The sequence below is a fragment of the Propionicimonas paludicola genome, from assembly GCF_002563675.1.
Lineage (GTDB): Bacteria > Actinomycetota > Actinomycetes > Propionibacteriales > Propionibacteriaceae > Propionicimonas > Propionicimonas paludicola.
The window spans coordinates 3,193,546-3,212,045 of record NZ_PDJC01000001.1 but is presented as its reverse complement, the minus strand read 5'-3'; the positions used below and the strand labels follow the sequence as shown (position 1 = coordinate 3,212,045).

The 18,500-nt window shown below is 68.9% G+C and carries 18 protein-coding genes; 10 read left to right on the top strand and 8 right to left on the bottom strand.

Annotated elements, in window-relative coordinates; translation table 11 throughout:
• Positions 1 to 323 precede the first annotated feature (323 nt).
• Positions 324 to 2,165, top strand: coding sequence for a dihydroxy-acid dehydratase (gene ilvD, locus ATK74_RS14855; protein WP_098461777.1), 1,842 nt, complete (start codon positions 324 to 326; stop codon positions 2,163 to 2,165).
• 38 nt (positions 2,166 to 2,203) lie between these two features.
• The gene (locus tag ATK74_RS14850) at positions 2,204 to 2,806 is read left to right on the top strand and encodes an HAD family hydrolase (protein ID WP_098461776.1); all 603 of its coding nucleotides are present in this window, start codon (positions 2,204 to 2,206) and stop codon (positions 2,804 to 2,806) included.
• On the opposite strand, the gene ATK74_RS14845 is transcribed toward ATK74_RS14850, so the two are convergent.
• Entirely contained in the window at positions 2,803 to 3,384 is a 582-nt protein-coding gene (locus ATK74_RS14845; RefSeq protein WP_098461775.1) for a cysteine hydrolase family protein, read from the bottom strand. The genes ATK74_RS14850 and ATK74_RS14845 overlap by 4 nt on opposite strands.
• 70 nt (positions 3,385 to 3,454) lie before the next feature.
• Between ATK74_RS14845 and ATK74_RS14840 the strand changes: the two genes are divergently transcribed.
• Positions 3,455 to 4,426, top strand: coding sequence for a GlxA family transcriptional regulator (locus ATK74_RS14840; RefSeq protein WP_098461774.1), 972 nt, complete (start codon positions 3,455 to 3,457; stop codon positions 4,424 to 4,426).
• A gap of 4 nt (positions 4,427 to 4,430) precedes the next feature.
• Here ATK74_RS14840 and ATK74_RS14835 read toward each other — a convergent pair whose 3' ends face one another.
• Both ATK74_RS14835 and pdxH read right to left on the bottom strand, forming a co-directional pair.
• Positions 4,431 to 5,618 carry an aminotransferase-like domain-containing protein gene (locus tag ATK74_RS14835; RefSeq protein ID WP_211283396.1) on the bottom strand — a complete coding sequence of 396 codons (1,188 nt, stop codon included), beginning with the start codon at positions 5,616 to 5,618 and terminating at the stop codon, positions 4,431 to 4,433.
• Positions 5,619 to 5,683: 65 nt separating this feature from the next.
• The gene (gene pdxH / locus ATK74_RS14830; protein ID WP_245840966.1) at positions 5,684 to 6,316 is read right to left on the bottom strand and encodes a pyridoxamine 5'-phosphate oxidase; all 633 of its coding nucleotides are present in this window, start codon (positions 6,314 to 6,316) and stop codon (positions 5,684 to 5,686) included.
• A gap of 465 nt (positions 6,317 to 6,781) precedes the next feature.
• Between pdxH and ATK74_RS14825 the strand changes: the two genes are divergently transcribed.
• Positions 6,782 to 7,693 carry an AEC family transporter gene (locus ATK74_RS14825; RefSeq protein WP_098461772.1) on the top strand — a complete coding sequence of 304 codons (912 nt, stop codon included), beginning with the start codon at positions 6,782 to 6,784 and terminating at the stop codon, positions 7,691 to 7,693.
• 8 nt (positions 7,694 to 7,701) lie between these two features.
• Here ATK74_RS14825 and ATK74_RS14820 read toward each other — a convergent pair whose 3' ends face one another.
• Both ATK74_RS14820 and thrC read right to left on the bottom strand, forming a co-directional pair.
• Positions 7,702 to 8,226 carry a hypothetical protein gene (locus ATK74_RS14820; protein WP_098461771.1) on the bottom strand — a complete coding sequence of 175 codons (525 nt, stop codon included), beginning with the start codon at positions 8,224 to 8,226 and terminating at the stop codon, positions 7,702 to 7,704.
• A 25-nt stretch (positions 8,227 to 8,251) separates the two neighbouring features.
• Positions 8,252 to 9,706, bottom strand: coding sequence for a threonine synthase (gene thrC, locus ATK74_RS14815; protein WP_098461770.1), 1,455 nt, complete (start codon positions 9,704 to 9,706; stop codon positions 8,252 to 8,254).
• A 130-nt stretch (positions 9,707 to 9,836) separates the two neighbouring features.
• Between thrC and ATK74_RS14810 the strand changes: the two genes are divergently transcribed.
• From ATK74_RS14810 to ATK74_RS14785, 6 genes are all read left to right on the top strand, one after another.
• A complete protein-coding gene (locus ATK74_RS14810; protein WP_098461769.1) occupies positions 9,837 to 11,267 on the top strand; it encodes a coiled-coil domain-containing protein in 1,431 nt (476 codons plus the stop codon).
• Positions 11,264 to 12,286 (top strand): DivIVA domain-containing protein, encoded by a 1,023-nt coding sequence (locus ATK74_RS14805; protein WP_098461768.1) that lies wholly within the window; start codon positions 11,264 to 11,266, stop codon positions 12,284 to 12,286. The genes ATK74_RS14810 and ATK74_RS14805 overlap by 4 nt, the downstream gene beginning before the upstream one ends.
• Positions 12,287 to 12,460: 174 nt before the next feature.
• Entirely contained in the window at positions 12,461 to 12,934 is a 474-nt protein-coding gene (locus tag ATK74_RS14800) for a GyrI-like domain-containing protein (RefSeq protein WP_098461767.1), read from the top strand.
• A gap of 121 nt (positions 12,935 to 13,055) precedes the next feature.
• Positions 13,056 to 13,877: a MerR family transcriptional regulator gene (locus ATK74_RS14795; protein ID WP_098461766.1), complete on the top strand. Its 822-nt coding sequence runs from the start codon at positions 13,056 to 13,058 to the stop codon at positions 13,875 to 13,877.
• Positions 13,878 to 13,933: 56 nt separating this feature from the next.
• Positions 13,934 to 14,944, top strand: coding sequence for an aldo/keto reductase family protein (locus ATK74_RS14790; protein ID WP_098461765.1), 1,011 nt, complete (start codon positions 13,934 to 13,936; stop codon positions 14,942 to 14,944).
• Positions 14,938 to 16,266: a serine hydrolase domain-containing protein gene (locus tag ATK74_RS14785; RefSeq protein ID WP_098461764.1), complete on the top strand. Its 1,329-nt coding sequence runs from the start codon at positions 14,938 to 14,940 to the stop codon at positions 16,264 to 16,266. Before ATK74_RS14790 ends, ATK74_RS14785 begins: the two co-directional genes overlap by 7 nt.
• Here the strand turns inward: ATK74_RS14785 and ATK74_RS14780 are convergent.
• From ATK74_RS14780 to ATK74_RS14770, 3 genes are read right to left on the bottom strand one after another with little or no spacing between them, the layout of a single operon-like run.
• Positions 16,260 to 16,610 carry a gamma-glutamylcyclotransferase family protein gene (locus tag ATK74_RS14780; RefSeq protein ID WP_098461763.1) on the bottom strand — a complete coding sequence of 117 codons (351 nt, stop codon included), beginning with the start codon at positions 16,608 to 16,610 and terminating at the stop codon, positions 16,260 to 16,262. The two genes, ATK74_RS14785 and ATK74_RS14780, sit on opposite strands and share 7 nt — an antisense overlap.
• A complete protein-coding gene (locus ATK74_RS14775; protein WP_098461762.1) occupies positions 16,607 to 17,341 on the bottom strand; it encodes a glutamine amidotransferase in 735 nt (244 codons plus the stop codon). Before ATK74_RS14775 ends, ATK74_RS14780 begins: the two co-directional genes overlap by 4 nt.
• A gap of 10 nt (positions 17,342 to 17,351) precedes the next feature.
• The gene (locus ATK74_RS14770) at positions 17,352 to 18,470 is read right to left on the bottom strand and encodes a glutamate--cysteine ligase (RefSeq protein WP_098461761.1); all 1,119 of its coding nucleotides are present in this window, start codon (positions 18,468 to 18,470) and stop codon (positions 17,352 to 17,354) included.
• Between the last annotated feature and the right edge of the window lie 30 nt (positions 18,471 to 18,500).

Sequence of the window (18,500 nt, the reverse complement as noted above, 5' to 3'; positions counted from 1 at the left end):
GGGCTCAGCCCACAGTTGCGCTTCCTCTTCTACCTTCACCGCGCGACACCGGCCAGGGCGAGTGCGACACCTGAGCCGTATCGCAACCGCGAGCGGACCGTCGGACCTCGATGCCCCCGTGCCCTTCGGCGCCACCCACTGCCACAGACGCTAGACCAGCAGATCATGCATTTCAATACTGAGTGAATACAGACCCCGAGCGGCCGCGGCCAACCCGGCCGGAGCGGGGCCGCGCGGGGCTGTTCGTCCCAAGCGGACGAGATGGGACTGCCCGCGTTGGACACGGCGAACTAGGCTGGCTCCTGCATCGAAATGAGGTAGTCATGCCCGCACTGCGTTCTCGCACCACCACCCACGGCCGCAACATGGCCGGCGCTCGCGCCCTGTGGCGCGCCACCGGACTGGTCGAATCCGACTTCGGCAAGCCGATCGTGGCCATTGCGAACTCGTTCACTCAGTTCGTCCCCGGGCACGTCCACCTCAAGGACATGGGCCAGCTGGTGGCCGGTGCGGTCGCTGAAGCCGGCGGCGTCGGACGCGAGTTCAACACCATCGCCATCGACGACGGCATCGCCATGGGCCACGACGGCATGCTCTACTCGCTGCCCAGCCGTGAGCTGATCGCCGACTCGGTGGAGTTCATGGTGAACGCGCACAAGGCGGACGCCCTGGTCTGCATCTCCAACTGCGACAAGATCACTCCGGGCATGCTGCTGGCCGCGCTGCGGCTGAACATCCCGACCGTGTTCGTCTCCGGCGGCCCCATGGAGGCCGGCAAGGCGCACGTCTTCGAGGGCGTGGCCACCACCCGGCTCGACCTGATCGACGCCATGTACAAGGCTGTGGACGAGACCGTCACCGACGAGCAGATGCACACCATCGAGGCCAACGCCTGCCCGACCTGCGGCTCGTGTTCGGGGATGTTCACGGCCAACTCGATGAACTGCCTGCTCGAAGTGATCGGCCTGGCCCTGCCCGGCAACGGCTCGACGCTGGCCACCGCGTCCGCGCGCCGCGACCTGTTCCTGAACGCCGGCAAGCTGGTGGTCGAGCTGGCCAAGCGCTACTACGACGACGAGGACGAGTCGGTCCTGCCGCTGGCCATCGCCACTCGCGAGGCCTTCGCGAACGCCATGCGGGTCGACATCGCCATGGGTGGCTCCACCAACACCGTGCTGCACCTGCTGGCCGCGGCCCACGAGGCCGGGGTCGACTTCGACTCCGATGACATCGACGCGCTGTCCCGGATCACCCCGTGCATCTGCAAGGTGGCCCCGAACACCACCAACTACTACATGGAGGACGTCCACCGAGCCGGCGGGATCGCCGCCATCATCGGTGAGCTGGATCGCGGCGGGCTGCTAGACCGCAACGTCCACGCCGTCCACTCCCCCTCGCTGGACGCCTGGATGGCCAACTGGGATATCCGCGGCGGCAGCGCGTTGCCCGAGGCCATCGAGCTTTTCCACGCAGCGCCCGGCGGCGTGCGGACCACCGAGGCGTTCAGCTCGACGGCCCGCTGGGACGAGCTGGACGTCGACTCCGAGGCCGGCTGCATTCGCGACGTGGCGCACCCCTACACCGTCGACGGCGGCCTGGCCATCCTGAAGGGCAACCTGGCCGTGGACGGCGCCATCGTGAAGACTGCCGGCGTCCCCGAGGCCGTGTGGACGTTCCGCGGCCCGGCCGTGGTGACCGAGTCCCAGGAGGAGGCCGTCGAGGCCATCTTGAGCAAGCGGGTCCAGCCCGGCGACGTGGTGATCGTCCGCTACGAGGGCCCCAAGGGCGGCCCCGGCATGCAGGAGATGCTCTACCCGACCTCCTACATCAAGGGCCTGGGCCTGGGTCAGAAGTGCGCGCTGATCACCGACGGACGCTTCTCCGGCGGCTCGTCGGGCCTGTCGATCGGCCACGTCTCGCCGGAGGCCGCCTCCGGTGGCGTGATCGGCCTGGTCGAGGACGGCGACATCATCGAGATCTCGATCCCCGAGCGCAGCATGAACCTGCTGGTCGATGACGAGACCCTGGCCGCGCGCCGGGCCGTCCGCGACGCCGAGGGGTGGAAGCCGAAGAACCGCGACCGCCAGGTGAGCATGGCGTTGAAGGTCTACGCATCCCTGGCCCTGTCGGCCGACAAGGGCGCTGCCCGCTCCCTGGCCAATTGAGTTCGGCAGCCGACCGTCCGGCCCGCGAGGACCGGCCGATGATCCGCGCCCTGCTGTTCGACGCGGACGGGGTGCTGCAGTGGCCGACGGCCGGCGCCATCGAGGCGTTCACGCGGCTGGGTGAGGACCGGCCAGGCTTCGTCAAGGACCTGCTGGCCGAGGAGGCCACGACCATGACCGGCCAGGTCGAGTTGGTCGAGGTGCTGCAGACGGTGATCGAGCGGTACCGGCTGACGGTGAGCGTCGAGGAGCTGATCCAGATCTGGTACCGGATCGAGCTGCGTGAGCCGATGCTCGAGGTGGTCGCCGAGGCCCGGGCCGCCGGCCTGAAGACGGCGCTGGCCACCAACCAGCAGCCCTATCGAGGTCGGTGGATGCAGCAGAACCTGCCCTATGCCGACTACTTCGACGAGCTCTGCTACTCCTTCGAGTTGGGGGTGGCCAAGCCCGACCCGGCCTACTTCACCCAGATCGTCACTCGGCTCGGGGTGGCTCCGGAGGAGGCCGTGATGATCGACGACCTGCCAGAGAACATCGAAGCCGCCCGCAGCGCCGGCCTGCACGGCATCGTCCACACCCCTGCGGACGATGCCGTCACCATTCGGCGCGCGCTGGGCCAGCTGGACGTCCCGGGCTTCTAGGACGCCGGGCGGTCGGACAGCAGAGCTGCGGTGCTGACCACCTGGGCGAAGCCGCCGGCCTGCAGGTTCACGGCGGTGGCCGCCATCAGTTCGGCTCCGCTCAGCTGCACTCGTCCGGTGGGCAGGTCGGCGGCCAGGGCGAAAGTGCTGGTGGCATCGAGGGGCACAATCACCTGGTAGCCGAGGTTGCCCCCCATCCGGGCGGTGGTTTCGACACACATGTTGGTCTGGATCCCGCACAGCACCAGCCGCTGGATGCCGGCCTCGCGCAGCCACTGATCGAGGTTCGGCGCGCCCAGGAACGCCGAGTTCACGTTCTTGGTGATCAGCAGGTCCGGGCTGAGTTCTGCCAAGTAGCCCTTCAGCCGGTTGCCCGGGTTGGACGGGTGCAGCGGCGAGCTGGGCTTGCCCGAGTCGTGCCGGACCAGGACGATCGGGCCGCGGTCCTCGGCAGTCCAGGCCGCGACCAGGGCGGCGATGTGGGCGTCGGCGTCCGGATTGGCCGGGACGCCCCAGAACGACTCCACCTCGAAGCCGAGCTGGACGTCGATCACGATCAGTGCAGTCTTGTCGTTCATGGCTCCATTCCAGCCTGCGCGCGGGTGGCGGACGAGTGGCGTAGATGTCAGGTATCGCTAATATCGCGTCATGCTGGTCGGCGTACTGCTCCTTCCGCGAATGCGCAGCTTCGATGTGGCGATCGCCATCGAGGTGTTCAGCTCCGGCGTGGCCGACGGTGCTCCGCGCAACGAGGTCGTCCTGGCCGGTCCGTCCAGCCCGGTTCCGCTCAGCGGCGGGCTGCGCACCGACGTCGAGCCGCTATCCGCTCTGGACGCCGCCGAGCTGATCCTGATCCCGGGGTTCAGCCAGATCGAGACGGTGCTGGACGACTTCGACGGCGTGGACGTCCAGGCGTCCGCGGCTTGGCTACGGGCGCAGCACGCCCGCGGGGCAACCCTGGCCGCCCTGTGCACCGGGACCTTCCTGCTGGCCGAGACCGGCCTGCTCGACGGCAGCTCGGCGACCACCCACTGGCGCCACACCGGACGGCTGGCCGCGCAGCATCCGTCCATCCGGGTTGATCCGGCAGTGATCCACCTGCACGACGAGCAACGCCGGTTGTGGACCTCGGCCGGGGTCACGGCCGGTGTCGACATGTGTCTGGCCATCGTCCGCCACTTCCACGGAACAGCGGCGGCCGCGACGGTGGCCCGCTCGATGGTGCTGCCGGTCTCCCGCTCCGGCGGCCAGGCCCAGTTCATCCCGCCACGAGTCGGGCGCGAAGACTTGCCCGGTGCCGACCTGGACCGACTGCAGCAGGCGGTCAGTGCCGACCTGAGCCGACGCTGGACCCTCGATCGGCTGGCTGTGGCCGCCCAGGTGTCCCCCCGCACCCTCCAGCGTCGCTTCGCCGACCTGGGGGTCAGCCCGAGCCGTTGGCTGATCGACCAGCGAGTTGTGGCAGCCCAGGAACTGCTGGAGAGCAGTGACCTGAGCATCGAGCAGATCGCCGCACGGGTGGGCTTCGGCAGCGCCGACCTGTTCCGCAAGCACTTCCAGGCGCGGGTCTCGGTGGCCCCGTCCCGCTACCGGGAGAGCTTTCGGCAGCGGACGCGCTGAACGCTCAGGCCCAGCCGAACACCTTGGCCAACCGGGACAGGCCCTCGGCGATCACCTCGGGCGAGTTGGTCACATAGGACAGCCGCATGGCCGAATGGTCGGGGTCGGCCACGAAGAACGGCCAGCCGGGGACGTAGGCGATGCCGTTGTCGACCGCCTTGGGCAACAACTCGGCGGTGTCGACGCCTCCACCCAGGCTCGCCCACAAGAACATCCCGCCTTCTGGATGCGTGATCGTGGCACTGGCCGGGAGCAGGCCGGCCAGCCCGTCGGCCATGGCGTCCCGGCGGGTTCGATAGATCCGGCTGACGTGGGCGATGTGGGCGTCCAGGTCGCAGGTGGCCAGGTAGCGGGCCACGGCGAGCTGATCGGTGACCGCGCTCTGCAGCCCGACCGCCTGCTTGGCCACCTCGATGGCGCGCAGGATCGGACCCTCGGCACGCAGCCAGCCGATCCGGATGCCGGGGGCCATGATCTTCGACGCCGAGCTGAGCAGGACGGTCTGGGCGGCCATCCCCGGCAGTGCGGCCAGCGGCGGTGCCGAGACCCCCTCGAAGCGCAGCTCTCCGTAGGGGTCGTCCTCGAGCAGCGGCGTCCGCGTGCGTAGCAGCACCTCGGCCACCGCGGCCCGGCGATCGACCGGCATCGAGCGTCCGCTGGGGTTCTGGAAGGTGGGGATCAGGTAGACGAACTTGGGGTGATGCTCGGCGATGGCGGCGTCGAGCGCGTCCGGCAGCACCCCGCTGTCGTCGGTCTCGACCGCGATCAGCCGGGCGCCGCTGAGGGTGAACGCCTGCACGGCGGCCAGGTAGGTGGGCTGCTCGACCAGCACCACGTCGCCGGGATCGAGCAACACCTGGCCGACCAGGTAGATCCCCTCCTGGGAGCCGCTGGTCACCTGCAACTGCGCGGACGTGGTGGGCAGCTTGCGACTGGTTCGGGCGGCGAGCAGCTCGAGCAGCTCCGGCTCACCCTGGGTGGTGGCGTACTGCAGCGCCCGCTGTCCCTGATGAGTCAGGACGTAGTCGTAGGCGGCATGGAAGTCGTCCAGCTCGAACAAGGAGGCGTCCGGGATGCCGCCGGCGAAGGTGATCACGTCCTCGCGTCCGACCACCGAGAGAATGTCGCGTACCGGAGAGCTCTTCACAGAGGCGAAGCGGGCAGCGATCTCGAAAGCGGTGGGACTGGTCACCAGCCGATGGTTTCACGCTGCGGTGCGCGCGGGCAGGGGTCGTCCAACCCGCGACCCTGCCCCGGCTAGGGAGCTAGCCGCTCCTTGCGCCAGCCGTCGGGTTGGCGGGTGAACCGGATCCGGTCGTGCAGCCGGGACTTGCGGCCCTGCCAGAACTCCCAGGTGTGCGGGACCAGCCGGTAGCCGCCCCAGTTCGGCGGACGCGGCGGGTTCAGCCCGTGGCTCGCGGCGACCTTGGCCACATTGGCCACCAGGACGCCTCGGTTGGCGATCACCTGGCTCTGCGGGGACGCCCAGGCGCCGATCCGCGAGTCGATCGGGCGGGACGCGAAGTAGGCGTCCGACTCCTCGTCGGAGGTGAGCTCAACCGTCCCCTCGATTCGGATCACTCGCTGCAGCTCGACCCAGTGGAACTGCAGAGCAGCCTTCGGGTTGCCGGCCAGCTCGCGGGCCTTGCGGCTGTCGTAGTTGGTGTAGAAGACCACCCCGGAGGCGTCGCAGCTCTTCACCAACACGATCCGGGTGGACGGCTGCCCGTCCGGCCCGACCGTGGCCAGCGTCATGGCGTTCGGCTCGGGCACCTTGGCCGCGATCGCCTGGGCCAGCCAGCGCTCGAAGAGCTCCAGCGGCGCATTGCCGGCCGCGCTCTCGTCCAACTCGTCGCGCTCGTAACTGATCCGCATCTCACTGAGGTCCACCCTGCAAGGGTAGGCCCGCCCGACGCCGTCCCTCACCCCGGGCCAGCGGCGGAGCCGCCCCCCAAACCCGTTCGCGCTACCGAATGGAACTCCTGCTACCGGAATTTCGGCAGCAAGAGTTGCTCTCGGTAGCGGGAACCGGGCAGGAGCCGGTCGGGGCTGGGCAGATCCGGGACGGAGGACCCGGGCGAGGCACGGTGGGGCGAGACCATTCCGAGTCGTCCCGCCCCCTCCGAGCCAGCTCCTGGCCGCCCCCCAAACCCGTTCGCGCTACCGAATGGAACTCCCGCTACCGGAATTTCGGCAGCAAGAGTTGCTCTCGGTAGCGGGAACCGGGAGGCGGGGCCGGGGCGCCCCGTGGCCGGTGGGACGGGAGGCGGGGCCGGGGCGCCCCGTGGCCGGTGGGACGGAGTCGGCGGTGGGACGGAGTCGGGGGCGGGCAGACCGAGGCGGTAGCGTGCGGACGTGCTGGATACCCTGCTGCGCGCGCTGAGCCTGGTCGCCATCATTGGCATCGGCCAGCTGGCCAAGCGGGCCGGCTGGGTGAGCACGTCCGACTTCAGCAAGTTCTCCAAGATCGTGCTGGGCGTGACCCTGCCGTGTGCCCTGTTCACCAGCTTCAACACCTTCCACGTCGAGTTCGCCCTGCTCGGTCTGGCCGTCTTCGGGCTGCTGGTGAACGTCGCTCTCCAAGTGATCGGCTACCTGCAAACCCGACGACGCAGTCGGCAGGACCAGGCGTTCGCCGTCTTCAACTCCGGCAGCTACAACATCGGCGCCTTCTCCACCCCGTACCTGTCCGGCCTGGTCGGTCCGCACGCGATGGTCTTCTCCTCGCTGTTCGACATCGGCACCGCGGTGGCCAGCGCGGGCATCGCCTACGGCTGGGGCATGTCGTTGGTGCACCCGTCCGGACGGCTGCGGCTGAGCGCCTTGCTGCGCAAGGTCGGTACCAACCCGGTCTTCGTGACCTACGTGACGCTGCTGGTCATGCAACTGCTCAACCTGCGACTGCCCGACCAACTCATCGTGTTCACCTCGACGGTCGGCGCGGCGAACCCCTTCCTGGCCATGCTGATGATCGGCATCGGCCTGGACCTGCGACTGAGCCGAGCCAAGTACCTCGACGCAGCGCGGCTACTGGCCCGCCGCTATGTGTTCGGCCTGGTGGTCGGGGTGGCCTCCTGGTACCTGCTGCCGTTGCCGACAGATGCCCGGGTGGTTGTGGTGATGCTGCTGTTCGCCCCGATCGCGGCCATGATGCCGGCGTTCTGCGCCGAAGCCGAGCTCGACGTCGAACTGGCCAGCTTCGCGAACTCGGTCAGCGTGCTGGTGGCGATCGTCGCCATGCCGACGCTGTACCTGCTGCTCAGCTGAGCCCGGCCTCAGCGAGCCGGGTACCGCCGGTGCTGGCCCGGCTTGAGTGAAGCGATCAGGGACGGCACCGCGGACGGTTCCAGCTCCGGACGGGTCCGCCGCGCCTTGGCCAGGAATCGCGCCTCGGCCCTGCCGAGCCGGGCCACGGCCTGCTCCACCGGCCAGCGCAGCGACTCGGCCAGTTCCAGAGCGTCCAGTTCGTCCCAATGGCGACGCTGCAGCAGCGCCCGATCCCGGGTGTTGAGCTTGCTCAGCGCGTCCAGCATCAGCCGGGCCGGACGGGCCGGCGGCGGCGTCCCCAGGTTGCGGAACTTCTCCATCAGCCCGAGCCGATCGGAGTACTCCTCGAAAGCCAGGAAGACGACCCGGTCGACCTCGCGGTACAGGTCGGCCAGATCGGCATCGGCCTCACGGTCCAGCCGGGCGAAGACCCGCTCGGCCAGCTCCTCCGGATCGGCCACGCCGATCGTCCGCCACTCGCAACTGGTCACCACCAGGCGGGAGTAGAGCACCCGGAGCTCGTCAGATCGCACGTCGCTGAGCCTAATCCGCCGCGGTTCAGCGAGGGAGGTCCGGCACCGGCTCGGCCCGCTCGGCGATGAGCCGCTTCAAGGCGTCCGGGTCATTGGGCAGCTCGACCACCCGGCGCGGCAAGTCCTCGATCCCGTCGAAACGGGCCGGACGCTCCGGCACCACCCCGACCGCCTCAATGATGGTCTCGGCGAACTTCACCGGCAGCGCGGTCTCCAACACGATCATCGGCACCCCGGGCTGGACGAACTCGCGGGCCACCTTCACCGCGTCCGCCGTGTGCGGGTCGATGAGGACCCCGTTCCGGGCGTAGACCTCACGGATCTGGGCGAGCCGGTCGGCATGGCTGGACGAGCCGGAGACGAACCCATAGCGGGCACGCAGCTCGGCGAACTCGGGAGTGTCGGACAGGTCGAAGTAGCCCTTGCTGGCCAGTTCCTCACCGAACAGCCGGCGCACCCGGGCCCCATCGCGGCCGAGCAGGTCGAAGATGAATCGCTCGAAGTTGGATGCCTTGGAGATGTCCATGCTCGGGCTCGAGGTGGCCGCCGTCTCGGCCGAGCTGCGCACCCGGTAGACGCCGGTGCGGAAGAACTCGTCGAGCACGTTGTTCTCATTGGTGGCCAGCACCAAGGTGTTGATCGGGATCCCGATCATCCGGGCCACGTGGCCGGCGCAGATGTTGCCGAAGTTCCCGGTGGGGACGCAGAAGTCGACCTGCTGATCATCGGAGGTGGTGACCCGCAGCCAGCAGGCCACGTAGTAGACCACCTGGGCCACCAACCGGGCCCAGTTGATCGAGTTCACGGCACCGAGCGCGTAGCGCTGCTTGAACTCCAGGTCACCAGCCACCGCCTTGACCAGGTCCTGGCAGTCGTCGAAGACGCCGTCCACCGCGATGTTCACGATCGACGGGTCATCCAAGCTGAACATCTGGGCCTGCTGGAAGGGCGTCATCCGACCGGCTGGAGTGAGCATGAAGACCCGGATGCCACGCCGTCCGAGCATGGCGTGCTCGGCCGCCGATCCGGTATCGCCACTGGTTGCGCCGAGGATGTTCAGCGTGGTTCCGCGACGAGCCAGCTCGTACTCGAAGAACTGACCCAACAATTGCATCGCCAAGTCTTTGAATGCAGCGGTCGGGCCGTCGGAAAGATGCCCCAGCCACAATCCACCGTCGAGCTCGGAAACCGGAACGATGTCGGCGGTGGCGAAAACCTGATCGTTGTAGGCCCGGTCACACAGCGTCCGCAGAGCCGCCGAATCGATGTCGGTGATGAACCTCGACAAGACCGCGTGAGCCAACGCCGCGTACCCCTCGACCCGCAGGGTTTCCCGCCAGCTGGCTAGCTCAGCAGCCGTCAGGCGCGGATACTCGGCGGGCACGAACAGGCCGCCGTCCGCGGCCAAACCGGCCAACAGGATGTCGCTGAAACCGAACGTGGTCGCTGCCTCGAGGGACCTGGTGGAGACGTACTGCACCCGCCGAACTCTACCCGGGCACCGGATGTGGAGTATTTCGCCCGATAACGCTGGACCAGAACCTCAGACAGTCTCGTCAAAATGGGGGTGGCGGGTTGCCCCGACAAGGGATTACCGGGAACATTTGTCTGTGTCCGACTCTTCTGCCGTCCCTGGCGATCAGCAGGCCGGCAGTGATCTCACCCGGCACGCCACTGAGATCCTCACCCATGCGCAGAACCTCGCGGACCAACTGCGGATCGAGGCCCAGGCCGAAGCCGACCAGATTCGCTCCGAGATCATCGCCCAGCGTGAGGTCCTCGAGCAGCTGAACAGCGAGATCGCCGAGCGCGAAGCTGACGTCGCCGCCGCGATCGCCACCGCCAACTCTCGCTTGGAGGACTCCCACCGGGACGCCCTGAGCCTGCTCTCGGACGCCACCGAGCAGGCCACCATGATCACCCAGACCGCCGAGCACACCGCGGCCGAGGTGCTGGCCCGTGCCCGTGAGGACGCCGACCGGCTGGTCGCTGAGGCCCGGCAGAAGGCCGAGCAGATGCTGGAGGAGGCCACCGCCGCCACCATCGACGCTCAGCACACCGCCGAGGCGAAGCTGGCCGAGCTGGACGCCCAGGTGGAGAGCCGGCAGCAGGTGCTGGCTGCCGAGGAGGCCCAGCGCCGCGATCGGCTGGCCAAGGAACTGGCCGAGCTGGCCGACACCACCACCGCCGATCTGGATCAGCATCGGGCCGAGGTCGAAGCGGATCTGGCCAGGCAGCGCTCCGAGTCCGACGCCGAGCTGGCCGAGCTGAAGCAGACCGCGCTGGCCGAGGTGAGCGCAGCCCAGGCGGAACGGGAGCGACTGATCGACGAGGCCCGCCGCTACGCCGACGGCCTGCTGGCCGCGGCCAACGCCGAAGCCGCCCGGGTGAAGGAAGAGGCGGCCGAGATGCACGAGAGCGTGGCGGCCGAGGTGGAGAACATCAAGCGCACCGAGCGCGACAAGGTCGCTGCCCACGTCCGGGACATCCGGGAGAAGGCGCAGATCGCCGCCACCACCACCGAGCACCGCAATGCGGCCGCCATCGCCGCCGCGAAGGCGACCGCCATCGAGATCGAGACCAAGGCCAAGGCGGTACTCGACGCGGCCAGGATCGAAGCGGACAACACCGTCCAGCGCGCGAAGGACGAGGCCGAACGCGAGCTCCGCAACGCCAACGTCGAGGTCACCGCCCAGCTGGAACGGGCCCGCTTGCGGGTCGAGGAAGCCGAGAGCGGCGCCCGGCTGATCAGGGAGCGAACCACCAACGATCTCGAGCGCTTGCAGCGTGATACATATGAAAAAGCTGGAGAGATCCGCCGGGAGGCGGTTGATCTGCTAAACCAAGCACGTGCTGATGCCGATGCTGTGCGCGCGGAGGCCCGAGCCCAGATGGAGCGCGCCCGCGCCGAGGTGTCGGTGTTGGCCAAGAGACGAGAAGACATCACCGCCCAACTAGGGCACCTATCCGGGGTCATTGAGGCGCTTGCCGCCGAACGACCCGCAGCAGCGAACCAGCAAGGAATGGAAGAACAGAGATGATCCAGATCCCCGGATTCAAGACGGTGCTGCGCGGCTACGATCCGACCGAGGTCGACCGCGCTATTGGTGATTTGGCCAAGGCCCGTGACCAAGCCCGGTCGGAGGCGGCGGACAGCGCCATCGAGTCCACCAAGCTGCAGGCCACCGTGGCCCAGCTGGAGGAGCAGTTGAGCGGCTACCGCACCCGGCTCGCCGCGGTCGAGCAGAACCAGCCGTCCGACCAGCCGAGCTTCAACGACCTCGGCGCCCGGATCGGCCGGATGCTGGCCCTGGCCGAGGACGAGGCTGACGAGCTGAAGACCCGCGCCAAGGCCGAGGCCGAGCGGCTCTCCGCCGAGGCTGAGGAGGCCGCCAACCAGACCAAGAGCGCAGCCGACCGCTACGCCCGCGACGTGGTGAGCAAGGCTGACACCGAGGCGGCTCGGATCGTCGAGGCCGCCAAGCGGCAGGCCGACGAGATCGTCGACTACGCCGATCGGGAGGCCGTGGCTCGCCGCGAAGAGGCCGAGGCCGTCTACGAGCACCAGCGGGCCCGCGCCGCAGCGGCCGCCGCCGAGTTCGAGCGTTCCCTTGCCGAGCGTCGCGACAAGGCCGCCGAGGAGTTCGCCGCGCAGATGGCCGCCAACGAGCAGGCCATCAACCGGGCACAGGAGCGTCAGGTCGCCCTGGAGATGGAAGGCGACCGGGCTCTGGCCGAGGCCAAGCTGGCCGCCGAGTCGACCATCAAGGCGGCCCGCGAAGAGGCCATCCAGCACGTCGAGGCAGCCCGCCTGGCCGCGCTGAAGATCCGTCGCGAGTCCGAGCGTGAACTCCAGGCCGCCACCGGCCGCCGGGACGCCATCAACGCCCAGCTGGCCAACGTCCGGCAGATGCTGGCCACCCTGGGCGGCACCGTGGCCTCGCCACTGGCCGAACTGGACGAGATCGAGTTCGCTCCGATTCCGTCCTCGGCGGCCAGTCCGGTCGAGACCGTCACCCCCGAGGCAGCCGACGTGGTGGACGAGTCCAGCCAGAGCTGACCCGCATGGCCTCAAGGGCGTCCTGGATCACTGATCCGGGGCGCCCTCGGCATGTGGGTAGCCGAAAGGCTGCTGCTTTGTAGCCGGTTGGGGCCTTGACTGGGCCAGTCGTTCGGGACTCCACTTGATCCATCGGGGCCGCTGGTCGGCGTGCGCCGAACAGGAGGTCTGCGAATGTCGTTCCAAGTGGACGTCAGGCAACTGCCGGCCCAGCATGCGGCTGTCCTGGAGTTGCAGGCCCACCCCTCCAACATGTCCTCAGCGGTCAAGTCCGGCTATGCCCAGTTGGCAGCGGCGATCACTCGCGCCGGAGTGGCCTTCGCCGGCTCCGCGTTCTTCGTCATGGAGCAGGTCTTCGACGACGACCACCCGGCACAGATCCAGTTGGGCTTCCCGATCGCCTTGCCGTTCCCTGCCGACGGGGACGTCCGGTGCACTGAACTGGCCGCCTGCGAGGTGGCCACCGCGATTCATCGTGGCCCCTACGACGAGGCCGGCCCGGCCTACCGGGCCATCGAGGACTGGATCAGTTCGCACGGCTATGTGGCGATCGGCTACCCGCGGGAGATCTATCTGGTCTCGCCGGCCGACACCATGGACCCGCTGGAGTACATCACCGAGATTCAGATCCCGATCGCACACCGCTGAGCACCGCCTTACCGATGTGCGCCCACCGAGAAGGGGACTGCCCCCTTTGCTGTGGGGGTGGCGTCAGTCTGCTTGACTCTCCAGTGACGGGAGAGTTCAGGATCGTCTGCAGGAGGCAGTGATGGCCAACATGATTCAGATCGGACGGTTCGCCCAGGCGACCCGGCTGTCCATCCGCACCCTGCGCCACTACGCCGATGCCGGGCTGCTGGTTCCGGCATGGGTCGATCCGAGCAGCGGCTATCGCTACTACAGCTACGAGCAGGTCGGCACCGCCGAGCTGATCCGGCTGCTGCGCCAGGTGCAGATGCCGTTGGCCGAGATCGGGCAGGTGCTGGCCGCGTCCGATCGGTCGTCGGTGGTCGCACTGCTGCAACGCCACGAGGCACGACTGGCCGACGACCTGGACCGGCAGCAACGCGCGCTGGCCTATCTGCACCGGCTGATCGATCAGGAAGGACACATCGTGAACTACGAAGTCACCCTCAAGCAGCTGAGCCCGGGATGGGCCGCACTGCTGCGCACCGAGGCGACGGCAGCCACCGTCACCCAGGCCATCCAGGCCGGCTATGGGCAGCTGGCGGCGGCGATCACCGCTGGCCAGGTGGCCTTCGCCGGGCCGCCGTTCTTGTCGATGAGCGAGCCCTTCGACGATGAGGCGCCGACCCCGTTCGAGCTGGGCTTCCCGGTCAGCGGCCCGTTCCCCGCCCTCGGCGCGGTCGAGGCCGTGGAGCTGCCGGCGTGGCTGGTGGCCAGCACCGTCCATCGCGGCCCGTACGAAGAAGCCGGCCCCGGCTACGCCGCCGTCCAGGCCTGGATCCAGGAGCACGGGCACACTCCGATCGGCGCACCGCGCGAGGTCTACCTGGTCTCGCCGGGCGACGTCGCCGACCCGTCGGAGTACGTCACCGAGATCCAGTTTCCGGTGGCTCTGGCCGAGTGATCCACGCCTCGTCGCGACGATTCCGGAGGCTGCCGGGCAGGGCATAGGCTCGGCTCATGAAGCATCGCTATCTAGGCAACTCCGGGCTGAAGGTCTCCGAAATCTGCTACGGAAACTGGATCACCCACGGCTCCCAGGTCGAGAACGAGACCGCGACGAAGTGCGTCCATGCCGCTCTCGAAGCGGGCATCACCAGCTTCGACACCGCGGACGTCTACGCCAACACCGTGGCCGAGTCGGTGCTGGGCGCCGCACTGGCCGGACAGCGCCGCGAGTCGCTGGAGATCTTCACCAAGGTCTACTGGCCGACCGGCCCGATGGGGCCCAACGACTGCGGACTGTCCCGTAAGCACATCATGGAGTCGATCAACGGCTCCCTGAGGCGGCTGGGCACCGACTACGTCGACCTGTACCAGGCACACCGATGGGACTACGAGACCCCGCTGGAAGAGACCATGCAGGCCTTCGCCGACGTGGTCCGGGCCGGCAAGGCGCTCTACATCGGCGTCTCGGAGTGGAGTGCCGATCAGATCCGGGCCGGCCACGCGATGGCCAAGGAGCTCGGCTTCCAGCTGGTCTCCAACCAGCCGCAGTACTCGATGCTGTGGCGGGTGATCGAGGAGCAGGTGGTGCCGACCTCCGAGGGACTCGGCGTCTCCCAGGTCTGCTGGTCGCCGGTGGCCCAGGGCGTCCTCACCGGCAAGTACCTGCCCGGCCAGCCGGTGCCCGACGGCTCGCGGGCCACCGACGCCAACGGTGGCGCGAACTTCATCAAGCGGCTGATGGAGACCCCGACGCTGGAGGCCGTGCAGCGGCTGCGTCCGATCGCCGACGAGCTCGGGATCACCATGGCTCAGCTGGCCGTGGCCTGGGTGCTCCAGAACCAGAACGTGGGCTGCGCGATCATCGGAGCATCACGTCCCGAGCAGATCGCCGAGAACGTGGCCGCCTCGGGCGTGGAGATTCCGACCGAACTGATGGCCCGGATCGACGAGGCCCTGGGCGACGTGGTCGTCCGCGACCCCGGGCTGACCGAGCAGAACACCCCGAAGAGCCGCCCGTGCTGAGCTTCCTGGACGCGGTCGCGGCCCATCCCGAGCTGGAACTGCACTCTCTGGTCGTGCTGAAGTCCGGGCGCACCCTGGCCGAGCACTACTGGGCGCCCTGGCAGCCCGAGGACCGTCCGCTGGTCTACTCGGTCTCCAAGACGCTCACCGCGACCGCCATCGGCTTGGCCGTGGGCGAGGGGCTGCTCCGGCTGGACGACCCGGTGGTGCAGTTGCTGCCCGAGGCCGACCCCGGCGATCCGGTGGTCAGCCAGATCACCGTGCATCATCTGCTGTCGATGTCGACCGGCCACGACCAGGACACCATCGACGCGGCAACCGCGTTCCCGGAGGACGAGTGGGTAGCCCGGCTGCTGGCGGTCCGTCCGCAGACTCCGGTGGGCTCGCGGCACGTCTACAACAACGGGGCCTCCTTCCTGCTGGGCGAGATCGTCCGCCGGGTCACCGGGACGGACCTGGTCGACTACCTACGGCCGCGGGTCACCGAGCCGATGGGCATCGAGCTGCACTGGGACACCGACCGGCTCGGCCGGGCGCTGGGCTGGACCGGCGCCCATCTGCGGGTGGCCGACCTGGCCAAGATGGGCGAGCTGCTGCGCTGCGACGGGGTCTGGAACGGCGTCCGGCTGCTGCCCGAGGGCTGGGTGGCCCGGGCCACGTCCCGACAGATCCCGACCTTCGACCCGACCCCGGAATGGGGCCTTGGCTACGGCTATCAGTGCTGGATGAGCCGGGAGGGTTTCCGCCTGGACGGCGCCTTCGGCCAGTTCTCGCTGGTGATCCCGGAGCGTGAGATGGTGATCGCGATCACCTCGGCGCAGTCGTTCACCCAGGAGCTGCTGGATCTGGTCTGGGATCAACTGATCCCCGAGCTGCCCAGCGAGCCGACCCCGGCCGGCCACGACATCCTTGCCGTGCCCGAGGATGCCGAAGTCGGCAGCGAGTGGACGGCGGACGGCCCGGCCGCACTGGACCCGACGCTGAGCCGCGAGGAGCAGTTGGAGCTTCCGGAGCTGACCGAGCTCTGGGCGCGACGCGACGGTGCCGGCTACCAGATCGGGTTCCGCCACGGCCAGGACACGGCCGAACTGACCGCCGAGCCCGGCACCTGGCAGCGCCAGGAACTGATCCTGGGCGCGACCGCGATTCCGGTGGCAGTGGCGGCCGGCAGCGATGCGTCCGGGACGCTGGCGGTGCAGATCGCCTTCATCGAGACGCCGCACACGCTGCGGCTGCGACTGACCGCGTCCGGCGAGTCTCGCCAGGCTTGGAGCGTCCCGCCGCTGCATACGGCGGACTTCCGGCTGCTACGGGTCTACTGAGCCGGCTTGGCGACGTAGAGCCAGGCCGGCGTTCCGGAGAGCAGGTCGACCGGCACGCGGACGTAGTCGGCCGACTCGTAGGCGTCGGTGGCCACCAGTTCGGCGGCGGTGAGGGCGAACCGGGTGCCGGCCACCCGGTCGCCGGCCAGGCCGGTGTGCCGGGCCACCGGGTGCTCGGCGATCCCGGAGATGGCCACCACCTCGGGGTTGCTGATCGCCAGGTACTCCAACCGGTAGCCGGGCAACTCGTCGGCGACCCCGTCCAGCAGGCGTCCGTAGTTGGCCTGCTGGACCTCGGCCAGCCGCAGGGTTCCGTAGGAGAAGACCCACTCCCGCGCGCTCATCGGTGCCCCCTGGCCAACGCCACGAAGTTGCGCAGCAGCAGGTGCTGGCGCCCATCCACCGGGCTGGCTTTGACTTGGGCCACCAGGGCGGCGTACTCGTCGGGAGCGAAGTAGCCGGCATTCTCGTAGATCTTCATCCGGATGGCGAGTTCGTCGGCATCGAGTTCGGGGTGGAACTGGGTGGCGTAGACGTGGCGTCCGATCCGGACCACCTGCAGCGGGCAGACGGCGCCGGCACCGAGCACCACCATCGGGGACGGGGCGACAGCGCAGCCCTCCTTGTGCGCCACGAAGGCATGGAAGCTGTCGCCGACTCCGGCCAGCAGCGGATCGGTCCGGCCGGCCTCGGTGAGGCGCACCTCCGCGGCATTCACCGGCTCTCCGTTGCTCTGGTCGACAACACCACCCAGTGCGTCGACCATGATCCCGATGCCGTAGCACATGCCCAGGAACGGGACGTCGGCCTCGATCACCCGGGCCAGCAGGGAGCCGAGCTCGGCCTCGACCCGTAGCTGCACGGGCGACTTCTCCGTGTCGGACACGTTGAACGGGCTGCCGCCCAGCAGAATCCCGGCGTAGTCGTTCAGATCGATGGACGGCATCGGGGCGGCCTCCAGCCGGAGCCGCTCCAGCTCGTCCGCGCGCAGCCCGGTGTGCCGCAGGACCGAGCGATACTCGTCGTCCGCAGCCTGATCATGATCGCGGGTCGCGATCAGCAGGAAGGGCTTCATCGGGCCCAGGCTAGTCGGCGAATGGCGTCCGGCTACCGGTCTCGTCCAGCAACAGCCGCAATGCGGCCTGCGGGCTGCCGGTGGCCAGCTGCCGCTGGTAGCTGACCCCACGCTCAGCCAGCTGCCACACGAAGCGCAGTTCCTCGGTGCATCCCAGGTCCGTGGCGACCGGCTGGAGTCGCTCCAGCCACTGGGCCAGGCCGTCCCGCAGTGGCACCGGGTTCTGCTGCCGCGGGGTGATCACCTCTGCGTCCAGCCCGTAGCGGGCGGCGCGCCACTTGTTCTCCTTGACCAGCCACGGCGGCAGGGCCTCGAGCGTGCGGTCGGCGGTGTAGCTGCGCGAGGTGTACTCGACGAAGCACTGAGTGAGCGCAGCGATCGCACCCAGTTCGCCCAGCGTCGGCACCGAGTCGGCGACTCGGTTCTCGACGGTTCCGAACTTCGGGGACGGACGGACGTCCCAGCGGATCTCGTCGGGCAGGCTGATCATCCCGCTGCGCAGCAGGTCCTCGGCGTAGTCCTCGAAGGCCGCCCAGTCCTGCATCGGGTAGGGCAGACCGTTGGTGGCCAGTTGCTGGAACAGCATCGTCCGCTGGGAGGCGTAGCCGCAGTCCTGGCCCTCCCAGTACGGCGAGGAGCAGCTGATCGCCAGGAGATAGGGGTAGAAGCGAGCCAGGCTGGCGGTGATCGGCAGGGCCTTGTTCTTGTTGTCCACGCCGATGTGCACATGCGTCCCGCAAATCGCCATCTGGCTGCCCCAGTAGGCATTCCGCTCGGCGACCCGCTGGTAGCGCGGGCCGGGCGTGAGTGGCTGGGCGGCCGCGATGCTGAATGGATGAGTGCCGGAGCCGAGCAGGCCGATGCCGAGTTCGGCGGCGGCCGCGCGCACCTCGGCCAGGTGGCCCGCCAGGTCGTCCACGGCATCGGCCACCCGCAGGTGGACGCCGCTGGTCAGCTCGACCATGGTCTGCAGGTACTCGCCGCGGATCGGCGCCTGCGAGCCGCCCTGGCAGGCCGCGACGATCTGTGGCCCGGCGGGGGCGAGCTCACCGGAGGTGAGGTCGACCAGACCGAGTTCCCACTCGATGCCCACGCTCGACTGGCGGGATGGGGCGAAGGTGATCTGCATCGGCCGACTCCTCTCGGGGTGTCGCCGAGT

Bases quoted from the DNA above. Each gene is read 5' to 3' on its own strand.
- ATK74_RS14840 (WP_098461774.1), top strand. From the start codon at position 3,455: ATGCTGGTCGGCGTACTGCTCCTTCCGCGAATGCGCAGCTTCGATGTG.
- ATK74_RS14805 (WP_098461768.1), top strand. From the start codon at position 11,264: ATGATCCAGATCCCCGGATTCAAGACGGTGCTGCGCGGCTACGATCCG.
- ATK74_RS14770 (WP_098461761.1), bottom strand. From the start codon at position 18,470: ATGCAGATCACCTTCGCCCCATCCCGCCAGTCGAGCGTGGGCATCGAG.
- ATK74_RS14795 (WP_098461766.1), top strand. From the start codon at position 13,056: ATGGCCAACATGATTCAGATCGGACGGTTCGCCCAGGCGACCCGGCTG.
- ATK74_RS14845 (WP_098461775.1), bottom strand. From the start codon at position 3,384: ATGAACGACAAGACTGCACTGATCGTGATCGACGTCCAGCTCGGCTTC.
- ATK74_RS14780 (WP_098461763.1), bottom strand. From the start codon at position 16,610: ATGAGCGCGCGGGAGTGGGTCTTCTCCTACGGAACCCTGCGGCTGGCC.
- ATK74_RS14775 (WP_098461762.1), bottom strand. From the start codon at position 17,341: ATGAAGCCCTTCCTGCTGATCGCGACCCGCGATCATGATCAGGCTGCG.
- ATK74_RS14850 (WP_098461776.1), top strand. From the start codon at position 2,204: ATGATCCGCGCCCTGCTGTTCGACGCGGACGGGGTGCTGCAGTGGCCG.
- ATK74_RS14800 (WP_098461767.1), top strand. From the start codon at position 12,461: ATGTCGTTCCAAGTGGACGTCAGGCAACTGCCGGCCCAGCATGCGGCT.
- ilvD (WP_098461777.1), top strand. From the start codon at position 324: ATGCCCGCACTGCGTTCTCGCACCACCACCCACGGCCGCAACATGGCC.
- ATK74_RS14790 (WP_098461765.1), top strand. From the start codon at position 13,934: ATGAAGCATCGCTATCTAGGCAACTCCGGGCTGAAGGTCTCCGAAATC.